This window comes from Bartonella ancashensis, assembly GCF_001281405.1.
In the GTDB taxonomy this organism is placed as follows: domain Bacteria; phylum Pseudomonadota; class Alphaproteobacteria; order Rhizobiales; family Rhizobiaceae; genus Bartonella; species Bartonella ancashensis.
This window is the reverse complement of the sequence record NZ_CP010401.1, coordinates 1,384,421-1,400,021: the sequence shown is the minus strand read 5'-3', so window position 1 is coordinate 1,400,021 and position 15,601 is coordinate 1,384,421. Positions and strand designations below refer to the sequence as shown.

Annotated in this window: 14 protein-coding genes; 10 read left to right on the top strand and 4 right to left on the bottom strand. The window is 37.2% G+C overall.

What is annotated here, in order from left to right:
• Positions 1 to 15: 15 nt before the first annotated feature.
• Positions 16 to 906 (bottom strand): methyltransferase domain-containing protein, encoded by an 891-nt coding sequence (locus PU02_RS06150; protein ID WP_053944535.1) that lies wholly within the window; start codon positions 904 to 906, stop codon positions 16 to 18.
• A 226-nt stretch (positions 907 to 1,132) separates the two neighbouring features.
• Here PU02_RS06150 and PU02_RS06145 point away from each other — a divergent pair, with 226 nt between their 5' ends.
• Together PU02_RS06145 and grxC are read left to right on the top strand one after the other, a co-directional pair.
• Entirely contained in the window at positions 1,133 to 1,852 is a 720-nt protein-coding gene (locus tag PU02_RS06145) for a ComF family protein (protein WP_053944691.1), read from the top strand.
• 70 nt (positions 1,853 to 1,922) lie between these two features.
• Positions 1,923 to 2,177: a glutaredoxin 3 gene (gene grxC / locus PU02_RS06140; protein ID WP_053944534.1), complete on the top strand. Its 255-nt coding sequence runs from the start codon at positions 1,923 to 1,925 to the stop codon at positions 2,175 to 2,177.
• 13 nt (positions 2,178 to 2,190) lie between these two features.
• Here the strand turns inward: grxC and ubiG are convergent, their stop codons facing one another.
• Positions 2,191 to 2,937 (bottom strand): bifunctional 2-polyprenyl-6-hydroxyphenol methylase/3-demethylubiquinol 3-O-methyltransferase UbiG, encoded by a 747-nt coding sequence (gene ubiG, locus PU02_RS06135; RefSeq protein ID WP_053944533.1) that lies wholly within the window; start codon positions 2,935 to 2,937, stop codon positions 2,191 to 2,193.
• A 175-nt stretch (positions 2,938 to 3,112) separates the two neighbouring features.
• On the opposite strand from ubiG, the gene PU02_RS06130 reads away from it, so the two are divergent.
• Positions 3,113 to 4,369, top strand: coding sequence for an aspartate kinase (locus PU02_RS06130; protein ID WP_053944532.1), 1,257 nt, complete (start codon positions 3,113 to 3,115; stop codon positions 4,367 to 4,369).
• Positions 4,370 to 6,511: 2,142 nt separating this feature from the next.
• Here the strand turns inward: PU02_RS06130 and nhaA are convergent.
• Both nhaA and PU02_RS06115 read right to left on the bottom strand, forming a co-directional pair.
• Positions 6,512 to 7,855 (bottom strand): Na+/H+ antiporter NhaA, encoded by a 1,344-nt coding sequence (gene nhaA / locus PU02_RS06120; protein WP_053944530.1) that lies wholly within the window; start codon positions 7,853 to 7,855, stop codon positions 6,512 to 6,514.
• A gap of 38 nt (positions 7,856 to 7,893) precedes the next feature.
• The gene (locus tag PU02_RS06115; protein WP_053944690.1) at positions 7,894 to 9,579 is read right to left on the bottom strand and encodes a hypothetical protein; all 1,686 of its coding nucleotides are present in this window, start codon (positions 9,577 to 9,579) and stop codon (positions 7,894 to 7,896) included.
• An 831-nt stretch (positions 9,580 to 10,410) separates the two neighbouring features.
• Between PU02_RS06115 and PU02_RS06110 the strand changes: the two genes are divergently transcribed.
• The 7 genes from PU02_RS06110 to PU02_RS06080 all read left to right on the top strand — a co-directional run bounded on the left by PU02_RS06110 (position 10,411) and on the right by PU02_RS06080 (position 15,497).
• Complete coding sequence (locus PU02_RS06110) at positions 10,411 to 11,082, top strand: tetratricopeptide repeat protein (protein ID WP_053944529.1); 672 nt, start codon at positions 10,411 to 10,413, stop codon at positions 11,080 to 11,082.
• A gap of 4 nt (positions 11,083 to 11,086) precedes the next feature.
• Positions 11,087 to 12,502: a ribosome biogenesis GTPase Der gene (gene der, locus PU02_RS06105; protein ID WP_053944528.1), complete on the top strand. Its 1,416-nt coding sequence runs from the start codon at positions 11,087 to 11,089 to the stop codon at positions 12,500 to 12,502.
• Positions 12,503 to 12,824: 322 nt separating this feature from the next.
• Positions 12,825 to 13,193 carry an AtpZ/AtpI family protein gene (locus tag PU02_RS06100; RefSeq protein WP_236824046.1) on the top strand — a complete coding sequence of 123 codons (369 nt, stop codon included), beginning with the start codon at positions 12,825 to 12,827 and terminating at the stop codon, positions 13,191 to 13,193.
• A 64-nt stretch (positions 13,194 to 13,257) separates the two neighbouring features.
• The gene (locus PU02_RS06095) at positions 13,258 to 14,016 is read left to right on the top strand and encodes a F0F1 ATP synthase subunit A (protein ID WP_053944527.1); all 759 of its coding nucleotides are present in this window, start codon (positions 13,258 to 13,260) and stop codon (positions 14,014 to 14,016) included.
• 56 nt (positions 14,017 to 14,072) lie between these two features.
• Positions 14,073 to 14,303 (top strand): F0F1 ATP synthase subunit C, encoded by a 231-nt coding sequence (locus PU02_RS06090; protein WP_007477984.1) that lies wholly within the window; start codon positions 14,073 to 14,075, stop codon positions 14,301 to 14,303.
• 136 nt (positions 14,304 to 14,439) lie between these two features.
• On the top strand, positions 14,440 to 15,006 hold the full coding sequence (locus tag PU02_RS06085; protein WP_053944526.1) for a F0F1 ATP synthase subunit B: 567 nt from the start codon (positions 14,440 to 14,442) through the stop codon (positions 15,004 to 15,006).
• An 11-nt stretch (positions 15,007 to 15,017) separates the two neighbouring features.
• Positions 15,018 to 15,497 carry a F0F1 ATP synthase subunit B gene (locus tag PU02_RS06080; RefSeq protein ID WP_053944525.1) on the top strand — a complete coding sequence of 160 codons (480 nt, stop codon included), beginning with the start codon at positions 15,018 to 15,020 and terminating at the stop codon, positions 15,495 to 15,497.
• The last annotated feature ends 104 nt before the right edge of the window (positions 15,498 to 15,601 follow it).

The window sequence follows — 15,601 nt, the reverse complement described above, 5'->3', positions numbered from 1 at the left end:
TTTTATATTAAAATGCTATTTTTTGATATTTTTATTTTGTTTTTCTAGAGCGTCTATAAGAGATATCTGAGCAGAGCCAGGTTTCATGGGTTTTTGTTGGCTTGGATCAGGAGCCCAACCAGACAGCCAGATGAAAGAAAAACATGCGCGAATGCGACCATTGGTATCGCTATATTGTTGCGCATAGATTTCAGCAGCACGGAGAAAAAAGCGTTTAGATACAGGGTATCGTGAGCGATGAGTGAGAGCACTCTGCATTCCCATAGCTTTAAGGTCGTGCATGAGGTCAAACATCGTATTATAGTATATAGTGATGTTTTCAACATCCACAACAGGTAGAGCAAAACCAGCACGTTGTAAAAGAACTCCAGCATCACGAATATCGATAAAAGGATAAACTCTTGGACTAACTCCACCGTAAATTTCCATTTCAGCCTGTAGTAGACTTTCTCGTAATTCCTGTAATGTACAGGCTCCTGCCATAACGGCAAGGAATAAACCATCTGGTTTAAGGGTATTTCTTATTTGGTTGAGGACACCAGGCATATCATTGGTTAGTTGTAATGACAGGAGTGATATGATCAAATCACAGTAATGTTGGGGAAAATCAAGAAATTCTCGATGACGAATATGAAATTTTTTACTGTGACTTTGGTATAATATATCAGTTTCAACACGTTCGATGGAGTGTATTTTGTTAATTTTTTCAATTTCTTGCACAGCAAGACCTGTATGACTGTGCAAATCTAAGGCTAATGTAAAGTGACGATTAACGGTGCTTAAACGCTTGCAAAGATCATCAACTGCATAGGATAGCAAAAAGTCACATCCTTTTTGTGCTTTTATGAAGGCACGCTTGCGGTACTGCTCAATACGAGCATAATCAAAAATTAAAGGATGCGACATGTTATTTAGAATTTTCTTATTATCAAACTGCGTGCTTTCAATATACAGTATATCAATCTTACGGTGTAAAAGGAAAACTTTGATGAAAGATGTTAGAGTTTTTTTACTGTTTAAAATTTAAGGCATGCAAAGAAGCTATCGCATGTTACATAAAATAGATGAGAGGACAATTGAAAAAAATTTTTTTAAATGGTGGAAGTTTTTAGATACATTAGTTGGGCATTTTATGGTTTTTTTGTATCCACCTATTTGTCCAGGTTGTAAGGTGATTATTTTTACTCATGGAACGGTTTGTTCTGATTGTTGGAAAGATCTTCAATTTATCACAAAACCGTATTGTCCTGTTATGGGAATCCCTTTTTCTTGCGATATGGGAGATGGTTTTTTAAGTGGTGAGGCTTTACAAATTTCTCCACCTTTTTCACGTGCTCGTTCAGCAATTGTACATGAAGGTTTGGCACGATCTTTAACGATACGGTTAAAATATGGTGATCATTTAGAGCTGGCACATTTTATGGCAAATTGGATGGTCTTTGCAGGGCGTGAAGTTATTGATGAGTGTGATATTATTATTCCTATACCATTACATTTTCGTCGTTTTTTAGGACGGCGTTATAATCAATCAGCAGAGCTTGCTCGTTACATCGCAAAGACACAAAAAAAGTTTTTAAAGCCTGATTGGCTTGTTCGTTGCAGATATACGCATCCACAGGTTGGCTTGTCTTTGAGGGAGAGAAAATTGAATATGCGGAGTGCTTTCAAAGTTCCAGATCGCGTAAAAAAGCATCTAAAAGGACGTTCTATTCTATTGGTAGATGATGTTTTCACGACAGGTGCAACAGTGATCGCTGCTGCTGCGGCATTAAAGCGTGTAGGTACACGAAATGTTGATGTTTTGACATTTTCACGGGTACTGAAGGATCCTCCCACTCTGCCTCATTTTTGAAAAATTTGTAAAATTAGTTATGCAAATGATTAAAAATTGATTATATGAGGGGAAGGATTGGAGAGTTTTAATGAAAGAAGTAACGGTTTATACACGTCCTAATTGCCCTTATTGCGTGAAGGCGCTTGCTTTACTTGATAAAAAGGGCATTAAATATACGAATATTGATGCGTCAACTTCCCTTCGCCAACAAATGGTGCAGCGGGCAAATGGGCGTAATACATTTCCACAAATTTTTATAGGTGATTATCATGTCGGAGGGTGTGATGATCTCCATTCGTTGGATGCTGAAGGTAAGCTTACCCCTTTGCTAGAAGATATTTAGTAATTGTAGTTATTTATTCTGGGCGCTGTGCGAGGAGCATGTAATTGATGTCCATGTTTTTTGAACGGTTCCAGCTATCATTGAGTGGGTTGTAGGTGATGCCAATCTCATCGATAACGGTGAGAGTGTTTGTTGATAGAAGATTTTTGAGTTCTTCAGGTTTCAAGAATTTTTTGTAATTATGAGTTCCTTTGGGAAGCCAATTAAGGATATATTCAGCGCCTATGATGGCTAAGCTCCATGCCTTCCATGTACGATTGAGTGTTGCTATGAACATAAGCCCTTGTGGTTTAAGCATTTTTGCTGTGGCTGACATAAAGAGACTGACATTAGAAACATGTTCTATAATTTCCATGTTGAGGATAACATCAAATGTCTCTTTTGTATCTGCTAGTTCTTCAGCGGTAGTGGTACGGTAGTCAATTGTAAGATTACTTTGGATGGCGTGAAATTTAGCTACTTCGACATTAGTGTGTGCTGCGTCGATTCCTGTAATAGAAGCTCCAAGACGTGCCATCGGTTCGCACAATAGGCCTCCTCCACAACCAACATCAAGAATTTTTAGGCCCTCAAAAGGTTTAAATGAGGTAGGATTGCAATGAAATGTTAGACAAATTTTTTCTTTAATATAGGCAAGGCGTGTTGGATTGAATTTATGAAGGGGACGAAATTTTCCTTGCGGATTCCACCATTCAGCAGCAATTTTTGAAAAATGATCAATTTCTCTTTGATCTATAGTTGTATGTGTTTCATTGACCATAGTGCTTCTCCTTTTATCCTCAATAACCAAGCCAAACGAATTAAAGTCAAGGAAAATAATGTGTGTATGTTACGCTTGCTAAGATTGTTTATATTAGCTATGTCAGAGACGTTTAGTACAGTGTAGGGCTTCATTCTAGCTGTCGTTTGAAATGAAAAACGTAAGAGCGTTAATAATGGCACGTATCGTTATGAAGTTTGGTGGGACATCTGTTGCAGATATTGAGCGCATTCAAAATGTTGCACAGCATGTTAAAAGAGAAGTAGATGCAGGCCATGAGATTGCTGTAGTCGTATCAGCAATGGCTGGAAAAACTAATGAGCTTGTTCAGTGGACATACGATGCATCTTCAACGTACGATAGCCGTGAGTATGATGTTATTGTTTCTTCCGGAGAGCAGGTAACAGCGGGTTTATTGGCTGTTACTCTTCAGAGTATAGGAATAAATGCTCGCTCATGGCTTGGTTGGCAAATTCCTGTTCGTACTAATAGTGCACATGGTGGTGCACGAATTATTGGTATTGATGAGTCTTTGTTGATACAGGGGTTTAGAAAAGGGCAGGTAGCTGTTATTGCTGGTTTTCAAGGATTATCTCCAGATAATCGAATTTCTACTTTGGGACGAGGTGGATCAGATACGAGCGCTGTAGCGGTAGCAGCGGCTTTGCGAGCTGATCGTTGTGATATTTATACCGATGTTGATGGCGTTTATACAACTGATCCAAGAATTGAACCTAGAGCACGCCGTTTATCAAAGGTATCTTTTGAAGAAATGCTTGAAATGGCTTCTTTGGGAGCAAAGGTTTTACAAGTTCGTTCTGTTGAGTTAGCTATGGTTCATAAAGTTCGCACTTTTGTGCGTTCGAGTTTTGAAGAACCTGGTTCTTCTGCTATATGTAATAAAACTAGTTCATCTGGGACACTTATTTGCGATGAGGATGAGATTGTGGAACAGCAAAACGTTACTGGTGTCGCTTTTGCTAAGGATGAGGCACAAATTTCGTTACGAAGGCTTTCGGATCGTCCAGGTATTTCTGCAGCAATCTTCGGTCCTTTAGCCGAAGAGCTTATTAATGTTGATATGATTGTGCAAAATATTTCTGAGGATGGATCAAAGACAGATATGACCTTCACTGTACCATCATCAGATGTTAATAAAGCGGTTGCGATTCTTGAGAAAAACCGCATGGAAATAGGGTTTGATGTCATTCAGTTTGCAAGTGGGCTTGCAAAGGTTTCTGTTGTTGGTATTGGAATGCGTAGTCATGCAGGTGTTGCTGCTATAGCGTTTAAGGCTTTGGCTGAAAAAGGTATTAATATAAAAGCAATAACCACTTCAGAAATAAAAATTTCTGTTTTAATTGATAGTGCTTATACTGAGCTTGCGGTAAGAACATTGCATGCCGTTTATGGCCTTGATAAGGTACAGTAAGGTTTCTATAGCATTAGAGTTTTTCTGATATTTTAAACTTTAGATGAAGAAGTTATTCAATTTTTCAAGCAAGGTGTAAGCATATTTAGGGTTGGCAAATAAAAGTGCGGTGGCGATTGCTCGTAGAAGAACAACATTGCTTGCGGCTTCGATATGAGAGGAAACATTCACACAGCAAAAAAGGGTAAGGAATTGCAATTTTCTTCTCCCAAGAGGGATTGCAGAAGAGGTATAATGAGGGAAAATTGGGAGAGGTTAGAAACATTTTATATGTGCCATCCTGTTTTACAGAAAAGGTCCTTTATAAAAGTAGATTATAAATTTAATTGTTTAAAATGGAACTTATCTCATGAAATGGATTATTTTAGCTGCAGCTACATTTCCAGAATCATTCTCAATAATATTTAATGCATCAACAGTGAAAAATATACAGAGAGCAGTGAGTATTTGTTCTTGCATAAGCGCTTTCAGGTCAAGGTAGTCAGGGGTGTACAGGTAATTTAACATGGAAGTTAAGTGCCAGTGTGGGGTAGACTGGCCAACCGTATTCTTTAAATCAATATAACAGAAAATAAAAGGCCTTTGATACAAAAGGCCTCTTATTATACAAGACACATAGCCTAATAAAGAAACACAACTATTTTAGTGTCCCAGATTTTGAAAAACAGTATTCATATTCTATTTTTCACTGCAGTTTTTTGTACATAACTAAATGCCTATCTTATCGTATTGCAGAACGCAAATCCCTTCAAAACTTTGCATTTAAATTTACCGTTAAACTGAGACCACTCCCTCCAGCCGTTGTATGAATCAGCACTCATTTTAAATTTGTCACCTTTCGAATATTTTGAAACAAGGTCACTAAGGCGTCTTTGATCGTGTGAAGTTCGCGAAGCAGCAGGACCATGCGCGCTGACTGTCACTGGGGATAATACCGAACAAAATACAGAAAACAAAGCAGCAGCTACGACAATACGTTTCATGAGATAAATTCCTTTATACAAATTACATATCTATAAAGAATTCTGAAAAAGAACTCTTAGTTACAGATCAATGTAATACACATTTTGATTTTTATTGTCAACTATATAATATACATTTTGTGTTATATAGCATGTTTTAAAACCGCCTTCAATTTCTCTAATGATATCTCTTTTACACATTCCTTTTGAGAGCATAAACTATAATTTATTACCTTTTTATATTGTGTAAATGCTTGACTTATCTAACATTTATCTGCACAAAAGGTTTCAACTGATCATGGAGATTAGCTTTATAAAAGTTAGTTGTATTATCCATACTTCGTGAAATAAGAGACTACCGTCTTTTGCCCTTCTTCAAGGGAAAAGATAGAAAATTAATGATATAATGTATTGTATATTGATAACATCACTGTACAAGTAATATTAGAGGCTACACGGGCATTTTGCGGGGTTATTTAACAGCATTGAATAATTTGTATGATTATCTTTGTCGTATTACAATAAAACAATGACATTATTATAAATAATTTAAATACATTATGTTAATAATTAGGCGATTTTAAAGATCTTTAAAAACACGTATTGATTAATATAAATTCATAATTTTTTAGAAAATCATATAAGGATTTAAAACTTTGGTTGAAAAAGGCCTTAATGTTAAGGCGATAACTAATTCAGAAATAAAAATTTCTATTTTAACTGCTATGATTATATTAAATTTTCGGCGAGTATCGAGTATATTGGGTGCCGTTTATAGTCTTGGTAAGATATAGTTATTTTCTGTAAACTCGAATTTTTTTTGATATTTTAAATTTCAGGTGAAAAAATTGAACAATTTTTCAAGCAAAAGGAATGTATGAGTTCTACATTCTTCTTATCAAAAGGTATTGTTCGTTTGAGATGATTATTAATATTATTTGCTTGAGAATTTACTAAACAAGATTCTGTGCAAGGGAACGCTCAAGCACAATTACATATGTCATGAGTTGGCAAAGAACTTTTTTCTCTATATTTTGTTTTTTAGTTCATTTCTTGATCGATCTTGTTGTATCTTTAGATAGTATGCCAAATTTATTTAATATACACCACTTTATAACAGTAAAATGGGCTAAGCTATTTTTGAAGAGTGTGTTTTCACAGCACGATACTGTTTTAGTGATTAAGGTTTATTGTATTTTATATAGATGATCCCGTATCCAAGACCTATGAAAGCGGATAAACCGGATGCACAAAGAACACCAATTTTTGCAGCATTAAGCTGAGCTCCATCTTGGAAGGCAAGCATTGAAACAAAAATAGACATTGTGAAACCTATTCCTGCGAGTAATCCAATCAATAATATCCCTGCCCATGTCGTGTTGGGAGGGAGTCGGCATAGCCCTAATTTTACGGCAAGATAGCTTGCTGTAAGAATCCCCAGTGGTTTGCCAATACATAGCCCCACAATGATTCCAAGAATAATCAAGAGTGAGTTATCAGAAGTAAGATCAAAATTTGCAAAGCTAACACCAGCATTGGCGAAAGCAAAAATCGGCATTATACCATAGGCTACCCACGGATGTAGTTCTTTTTGGATTCTTGTTACAGGTGCAATAATGTCACGTTGTCCTTTACGCATCTTTTTTAATGTCGTTGCAATATGGTGCGAGTCTGTATGCATGTTTTTATCTTGAAGGATTTTAACCGCGTTACTGAGTGTTTTTAAGGGAGATACAAGATTGCGGGTAGGAAGAACTGGTGTCATCATCCCTAAAATAACACCAGCAAGTGATGGATGCACACCTGTTACCATTAAACCCCACCAAATAAGGATTCCAGGTAAGATATATATCCACGCTGATGCGAAGCCAATCCATTGGAAAAACAATATGATAGATATGCCCGCTGCTGCAATAACCAAACCGCTAGGATCAAGGTTTGTCGAGTAAAAAAAAGCGATGATGAGAACAGCGATGATGTCATCTATGATTGCTAATGATAAGAGAATGACATGTAGATTTGAAGGAATGGCTTTTCCGAGAAGAGCAAGAATACCTAAAGCAAAGGCAATATCTGTTGCTGTAGGAACAGCCCAACCATATGGATATCCACCATTGAAGTTAATGATAAGATAAATAACAGCGGGGAGAAAAACTCCTCCTATAGCAGCAATGATTGGTAAAGTTGCTTGTTTTAGGTTTGCAAGAGCACCTGCATGGATTTCACGCCGAATTTCCATTCCTGCAACAAGAAAAAATATAGTCATAAGGGCATCATTAACCCAAAAATGTAAATCCCATGATAGGTTAAAATTGCCGAAGTGAAGACCAAAAGGCGTATGCCAGAATGATTCATAAATGGAAGCGTAGTTAGAGTTAGCAAATAAAAGCGCAGCAGCTGCTGCTAATAGAAGAATAACACCGCTCACTGCTTCGATATGAAGAAAGCGTTCAATAGCAGAGAATGCACGATTGGCGACAAGGGAAGCACGATTAGGTAAGCGACGCTGATGTAAATTAGGCATAAAGCTGCTCCAAATATCGGTATTTTGAGTATATATATTTAATTAAATGGTTCATTCTTGATAGTTAGATTTACTTTATCAAGAAGTGATGACAAATTATTCTTCAAAATGTCATTTAGATCTGAAGCTTTAAGCCCGTTTTTATCTTTTGCAGTGATTTCAATTGTTAACGATTGTGGATTTTTAACAAAATCGTGCAGGGCTTTTGAGATATTTTCAGCTTCGGGACGATTTTTCAATAATATTCGTGGGCTTTGGGTCATGATTAAAAGGAGATCATCATAAAGCTCCTTTTTTAAACTTTGTTCACCATCTTGAATATCTCTTGCGAGGTAAGAAAATATTCTATCAATAAGTCCGAGATCTTTATAGTTCATATTAATTTTTGCTACACCGATCTCTTGAAAAGAAGCGATGATTGCATCTTTTTTGCCTGAAAAGAATTTTTTATCCATATCAACAATTTTGGCTGATATAGTCCCGGAAGCGATTTTATTGACATACAAGGATAATGTGTTGAGAAAAAATCTATTCTTTTTTTCATCGTAAGAAACATCAACTGCTCCTGAAAAATCAAGATTTTGAAGACCTAAAATTTTGAGAAAATTTAAGTGCTTTTGGGGAAAGATTGAAAAGTCAGTTACGGAAAGTAGAAAATTTTCTGGTATAGGTTGCTTCCACCCATTTGATTTTAATTTGAGTAAATTAAACGCTGCTTCAAACTGCGGTGTGTTGAGGTTTATTTTTTTCATTTCCGCATCAATTGAAGTAATAGCCGAAATAGCTGTCATGAGAATGGCACTCTGTGCTATTTTTTGATCCTTTTTATTATTTGTCTTCTTTGCTTCAAAATAGGCGTGGAGAAGTTTTTTAGGTGCTTGTTCAAATGGTCTCATGTTGAATTCAAACATTTTGAATTCACCAAGAGAAAAAGAAGAGCTTTTTTCTCCTTCTTTAAAAAGGTCAATCATCGTATTTTTAAACAGAACTTGACCAATGACAGTTTTATTCTGGTTATTGACTTTTTCAGCATCAAAAATAACGGAATAGACATAAGCAACATCAACATTATAAGCTTTTGCTACATCACTTTTAGCAACTACATTTGTTTTGTGCAGGTGACTAGAAGTTGTTGAAGCTAAGTTTACATTACTTGTTATATTATCGATGTTTATGGAACGAATATAGCCATTTTTCAAATCAGAAAGTTGTAAATTTTCTATAGTGAATTTTTCGATTGGTGTGTTTTGTGTAGAAAGTGATATATTTTCAGCATAAACGGATGCAACACCAATACGCATAAGGGATTGTAAGAGAAGAGATGCAATCGTAGGATCCTTCTTCTTTAGGGATATGCCACTGATAAAAATTTTGGGGATTTGTAAGTGAAGATCGTCATATTTAAACTCAACATCATAAAGCACAAAACTACCAGGAATGAAGAAAATAGGAGGACGACCTGAAACGGCCCCAATTTTGAGAGACATATTGTTAGGGGTTGGCACGGTGACTTGAGTCAGGTTCACTTTGCCCATAATGCTTATTTCGGATTTTTCTACCTCGATTGCGCGACGGGAAATTTCTTTTTTCACAAAGTTATCGAGGTAAGGTTTTGCCATGTGAAAGCAGCAGAAAATTATAACTGCGAGAATTGAGCAAAACCCAACAGCATAGATTAACAAAGATTTGTAGCTATATTGGTGCTTATCACGAGCATCTACCATTATTATTTCTTCCATTTTTATCGCATGATTTAGAAAATATAGACGAATCTCTTTAAGAAACGATAGGGATTAAGGTACAGCATGCAAATAAGATATTTTTTATTTTTTTGCAATAAGCTTCCATCAACTGGTACCAAGTTTTTTAGTCTTAAAAAGACATGTCACGCTTAGAGTAGATAAAAGCCAATATATACTCAAAAACTACATTTTTACTTATTTTTTATAATCTTATAAAAATACCTGTAACCCTGTTGTATCGTTAATCATAAAACTTTTAATGTTTGGCGATGGTGTTCAGCTCAGCATTATCGGATGATTTGACACCAATTTTGTCACGACATGTCACCCCCCTCACACTATCATGTTCCTTTGTTCCCTACAAGTACAAGGAAAGCATTTGGTTGTTGTCATGATGCTGTGGTATTGCATTTGGGCATAACAAAATTTATCATTTAAGTAAGCGATAATAGCAACATAAAATGAGTATGGTTAAAATCACTAATATTTTTATTACTTTATAATAGGTGTTTTGAAAATGCTGGTGTATTAACTTTTGTGCCCTTATGGTTTCTGCTGTTTTTACGCAAGCCTTAGGTGTTTACGCTTGTTGCATTTTGAAATCATATATTTTTACTTAATTATCTAGATTATTGAAGGGACCATTTACTCTTGTTGAACGGGTGATAAGCTAGTATGTTGAGAAGATTAAAAGTGTGAATTTGTTACAGATCGGTCCCTTTAATTTGAGGATTTTTAGTTTGTGGAGGTACCGTTTTTACCCATTTACACGTAAAAGCGCAGTCATTGAAATTTTTTCTGAGGATAGAATATATGCTGTACGACAGTTTTGTTCGCGAGGTTAATGAAGAGCTCCGTCAAGAGAAGATCTACACTTTTTGGAAACGCTATGGTGTTTTCATTATTGTTGCATTAGTTATGTTTGTCTTGACAATAGTTGCTTATCAAATTTTTTCTCATAGAAAATTGAATAAAGAAAATGCAATTAGCGATGCGTTCATGAAGAGTATTGAGCTGATAGAGGAACATCATTTTGGTGAGGCAATGCAGCAATTAGAAAATGTTAAGGCCTCTAATCTGGGAGGTTATCCTTTTCTTGCTCGTTTGCGTGAGGCTTCTTTGATGAGTGAAAGAGGTGATGATGCTCAAGCAGTGAAGCTATTTGACGCAGTTGCATCTCATAAAAAAGCACCACTACTTTTACAGAAAGTTGCAAAGGTTCGGGCTGCGTATATTTTAGTTGATACAGGAACACTGGATGATGTTGAAAAGCGCGTGAAAGATATGGCAAATGATATTGATCCTATGCGAATGTCTGCCAGAGAAGCATTAGGTTTGGCTGCTTATAAAGCAGCTAAAATGGATGAAGCTGCTTACTATTTTCAAAAGAATGCTGAAGAGAGTTTGTTGGGGTTAGGGATAACCGATCGGGCAAAGGTGATGCTTGAGCTTATTCAAGCTACGGGAAAGACAAATAAAAGGTAGATTTATGAGTTTTACCGTTGCTATAGTGGGGCGTCCTAATGTTGGAAAATCAACCCTGTTTAACCGGTTGGTCGGAAAAAAGTTGGCATTGGTTGCTGACGAGCCAGGTGTGACGCGTGATAAGCGTGTTCACGCAGCAAGGTTGCAGGATGTTTATTTCGATGTAGTTGATACAGCTGGTTTGGAAGAAGCGGAAGATCATACACTTGAGGGGCGTATGCGTTTTCAAACTAAGACTGCTATTGATGAAGCGGATCTCATTTTATTTGTTCTTGATGCAAGGAGTGGCATAATATCAAGTGATTTAATTTTTTCTTCATTGGTTCGTAAATCAGGGAAGCCAGTTGTTCTTGTGGTTAATAAATCTGAATCAAGAACAGTGATGGAGAGAGGGTATGAAGCATGGTCATTAGGACTAGGTGAGCCTTGTTTGATATCTGCTGAGCATGGTTTAGGTCTTTCAGATCTTCGTGATGCGATTGTTGGTGCTGTTGGAAAGGACAAAGCTTTTTTTGTGAGAAAAGAAGAACAGGCTGCTACATCTTCTGCATTCGTTGATAATGGTGATTTAGAGGGAGATGATGTCGTTTATGATGAAAAAAAGCCCATTCGAATTGCGATTTCAGGTCGTCCTAATACAGGGAAATCTACACTCATAAACAGTATGTTGGGGTACGAGCGCCTACTGACAGGATCTGAGGCTGGTATTACACGTGATTCTATTTCTATAGATTGGGAATGGCATGATCGTCATATAAAGCTTTTTGATACTGCAGGTTTGCGTCGAAAATCAAAAATTCAAGAAAAATTAGAAAAAATTTCTGTGATGGACAGTTTACGCGCAATTCGTTTCGCAGAGGTCGTTGTAATTGTTTTTGATTCAACAAAACCCTTTGAAAAGCAAGATTTGCAAATTGTTGATCTTGTGATTCGTGAAGGGCGTATTCCCATCCTTGCATTTAACAAATGGGATCTCATTGAAAATAGCCAAGAGACACTAGCTGATTTTCACAGAAAATGTGAGCACCTTCTTCCTCAAGTTCAGGGCTTGAGAGCTATTCCTGTATCTGGCCAGTATGGTCGAGGAATTGATAAACTCATGGAAAATGTCATTATGATTCATCGGATATGGAATCGTCGTATTTCTACAGGAAAGCTTAATCGTTGGCTTGAAAAAGTTACAGCACATCATCCTCCTCCGGCAATTTCTGGCCGTAGATTGAAGATTAAATATATCACACAGATTAAGACACGACCTCCTGAATTTATGATTTCTTGTTCACAGGCAAAGGTAATGCCTCAGTCATATTTGCGGTATCTTTCAAATGGATTACGTGATGCGTTTGATATGCCAGGTATACCTATTCGGTTATCACTGAGAACATCAGATAATCCTTTTGTAAAAGGCGTTAAGAAGTGATGATTCTTTTTAATTATTTTGGAATAATGGCTTATAGTGCATAGTTTGAAATAGATTTAGCTGATTTTAGAATGATCCAAACTCAAAATGTGCGGGGAAATATTTAAGATTTGCCATATTTATTAGGCTGATTATGAGGTATAGGTTAGTTGATGTACATGTGGGGCATGTAGTGAAAGTGGTGGTTGTTTTGTATGTTAATGAAAATCTTTGTGGTAGGTTCTTTTGAAAACTTGACGAATAAGTTAAGTAACAATATGTTGCTATCTGGGTCTTAGAGATAATTTCGGTTTTTCTTTTTTGATTGAGGAGCTGAGTGGCTGTGGTACGGGACGGTGAGTTCGTCATGTTAGAGGAGAGGCTCAAGAAACGGGAAAGAGAAGTGTCTTCTCTTTTTGGGGATTTAGATTGCCGCAGTAAAGACTTAGAGTCGGCTTTGATGCGTAAGCGGGTGTCTGGGAAGCAGGGGGGTGAAGACGGCGATAAAGAAGGAAAAAATAGAGTGGCATATGCCGTTAAGTTATCTAGTGAGTTTTTGGCAAGCGTTATTGTTGGTGTTGTTCTAGGATTGGGGTTTGATGGATTGGTCGGTTTTCCCCCATGGGGCTTGGTGTTTTTTCTTTTCCTTGGGTTTGTAGCCGGTATATTTAATATTTTAAAGGCTGAGGGTTATATTACTCCTAATCGATAAAAGAGGTAGGGCGTTTTTTGCGCTTAAATGAAACGGATCAGTAAGTTTAGTAAATGAGGTTGAAGTGACATCGCATGCTCCGAATCCCGTTCATCAGTTCGAAATTTCGCGGCTGATTAGTATTTCCGTAGGTAATGTGGATTTTTCTTTTACTAATGTGTCTTTTTTTATAATTCTAACGGTTGTCGTATCTTCGGTGTTTCTCTTTGTTTCATCGTCAAGTGGTCGGTTGATTCCAACACGAGTGCAATCTATATCTGAAATGGCGTATGAGTTTGTAGCATCCACTTTGCGCGAATCGGTTGGTGTGCAAGGGATGCAGTTTTTTCCTTTAGTTTTTTCCCTATTTATTTTTATTTTAGTGGCTAATTTTATTGGTCTTTTCCCTTATTTTTACACAATTACGTCTCAGATTATGATTACCTTTGCATTGGCTATGCTGGTAATTTTAACTGTGATTGCTTATGGTTTTTACAAGCATGGGCTTGGTTTTTTGAGATTATTTGTACCCAGAGGGGTTCCTGTCGCTATTTTGCCTTTGGTTACGATGATAGAAGTTATCTCTTTTTTTTCTCGTCCTATTAGCCTTTCACTTCGTCTTTTTGCGAATATGCTTGCAGGTCACATTACACTCAAAGTATTCTCTGGTTTTGTTGTTTCGATGGTTGGGATGGGAATTGTAGGTGTTGGTGGTTCGATTCTTCCACTTACCATGACTGTGGCGATTACTGCTCTTGAGTTTTTGGTGGCGTTTCTTCAAGCTTACGTCTTCACGGTTTTGACCTGTATGTATTTGCATGATGCAGTTCATCCAGGACATTGATCAAATCGGCGGATTTCCGCTAAGTTAATGCAATTTTGTTTTTAAAGGAGAATGGTATGGAATTAGCACTTGCAGCAAAGTATATTGGCGCTGGTCTCGCTTGCTTTGGTATGGCTGGGACAGCTTTGGGTCTTGGCAATATTTTTGGTAGTTACCTTTCTGGTGCGCTACGCAATCCATCAGCAGCAGACAGTCAGTTTGGTCGTTTGGTTTTTGGTTTTGCGGTAACAGAGGCGTTGGGTATTTTTTCTTTGCTCATAGCGTTATTGCTCCTGTTTGCGGTTTAGTAACTTTTGAAGGGGTATATCCGTTTTTCAGTAAGAAAGGCGGGTATATCATTGATGATTGTTAACAGAAAGTGTCAGTAAGTTGTTATAAGTTTTGAGATAGTGGCTTTTGGGGTATTTTGAAGGATGAGGTGCAATGTTTGTTTCCACTGCCTGTGCACGAGCTGTTGAAGCGTCAATGGGATATGCTGAAAAGACGCAGCAGCACGCAGATCGTGTATTTCCTCCTTTTGATTTGTCGTATTTTTGTTCGCACTTTTTTTGGCTTGTTCTTTCTTTTGGGCTTTTTTATATTTTTATCAGTCGTGTGATTGTACCGCGTATCGGTGGTATCATCGAGACGCGTCAGGGGCGGATTGCGTCTGATCTAGATCAAGCGATGCGTATGAAGCAAGAAGCAGATTCTATTGTCGAGATGTATGAGAAAAAGTTGACGGAAGCCCGTCTACAAGCGCATCTCGTTACTCAAAAAATGAGTAATGAGATTAAAGAGAAATCTGAGCTTGAACGAAAAGAAATTAGAGAAAATTTGGAGAGAAGTTTGGTGGATGCTGAAAATAGAATAGCAGAGATGCGGGATGAGGCTGTACAGCATATTGATTCAATTGCGGGAGAGATTGTTCCTGAAATTGTTAAAAAGTTGATGGATGCTGATGTCAGTAGGGGATCTGTTAATTCGGCTATTAAAGCTGTAGCTCATTAAGGATCATAAAGATGACGGATACATTTTGGGCGTTGGTTGGATTAATTCTTTTTGTGATGCTTCTTATCTATTTTAGAGTTCCTACTATGGTTATACGTAGTTTGGATGATCGAGCAAAGCGTATAAAGGAAGAGCTCGATGAAGCTCTTCGTCTTCGTGAAGAGGCGCAAGAACTACTTGCCGAATATCAACGTAGATGTGCCGAAGCAGAGAAGGATGCGCAGGGGATTCTTGCTGCAGCTAAACGTGAAGCTGAATTTGTTGTTTCTGAGGCGCGGATAAAAACAGACGAATACATAAAAAATTGCACTAAGTTAGTAGAGCAAAAAATTTCTCAAGCAGAAAATGATGCGATTAGGGAGATTTCTTCGTCTGCTGTTGATTTAGCAATTTCTGCTGCCCAGATGCTTATCAGTCATGAATCTTCTTCTAAGAAAGAAGACGGCTTTTTTGGAGAAGCAGTAGCCACAATCAAGAAGAACTTACACTAGTCTTTTCAAAAAATAGGCGTATTCAGGGAAAATTTTTTGTCCTGCAGAACCGGATATGAAGAAAGAGTGAGATAACAGGAAGCTTAGCATCAAGTTTGAATCAG

Coding starts and splice junctions, on each gene's coding strand:
- PU02_RS06150 (WP_053944535.1), bottom strand. CDS start 906: ATGTCGCATCCTTTAATTTTTGATTATGCTCGTATTGAGCAGTACCGC.
- PU02_RS06145 (WP_053944691.1), top strand. CDS start 1,133: ATGGTTTTTTTGTATCCACCTATTTGTCCAGGTTGTAAGGTGATTATT.
- grxC (WP_053944534.1), top strand. CDS start 1,923: ATGAAAGAAGTAACGGTTTATACACGTCCTAATTGCCCTTATTGCGTG.
- ubiG (WP_053944533.1), bottom strand. CDS start 2,937: ATGGTCAATGAAACACATACAACTATAGATCAAAGAGAAATTGATCAT.
- PU02_RS06130 (WP_053944532.1), top strand. CDS start 3,113: ATGGCACGTATCGTTATGAAGTTTGGTGGGACATCTGTTGCAGATATT.
- nhaA (WP_053944530.1), bottom strand. CDS start 7,855: ATGCCTAATTTACATCAGCGTCGCTTACCTAATCGTGCTTCCCTTGTC.
- PU02_RS06115 (WP_053944690.1), bottom strand. CDS start 9,579: ATGGTAGATGCTCGTGATAAGCACCAATATAGCTACAAATCTTTGTTA.
- PU02_RS06110 (WP_053944529.1), top strand. CDS start 10,411: ATGCTGTACGACAGTTTTGTTCGCGAGGTTAATGAAGAGCTCCGTCAA.
- der (WP_053944528.1), top strand. CDS start 11,087: ATGAGTTTTACCGTTGCTATAGTGGGGCGTCCTAATGTTGGAAAATCA.
- PU02_RS06090 (WP_007477984.1), top strand. CDS start 14,073: ATGGAATTAGCACTTGCAGCAAAGTATATTGGCGCTGGTCTCGCTTGC.
- PU02_RS06085 (WP_053944526.1), top strand. CDS start 14,440: ATGTTTGTTTCCACTGCCTGTGCACGAGCTGTTGAAGCGTCAATGGGA.
- PU02_RS06080 (WP_053944525.1), top strand. CDS start 15,018: ATGACGGATACATTTTGGGCGTTGGTTGGATTAATTCTTTTTGTGATG.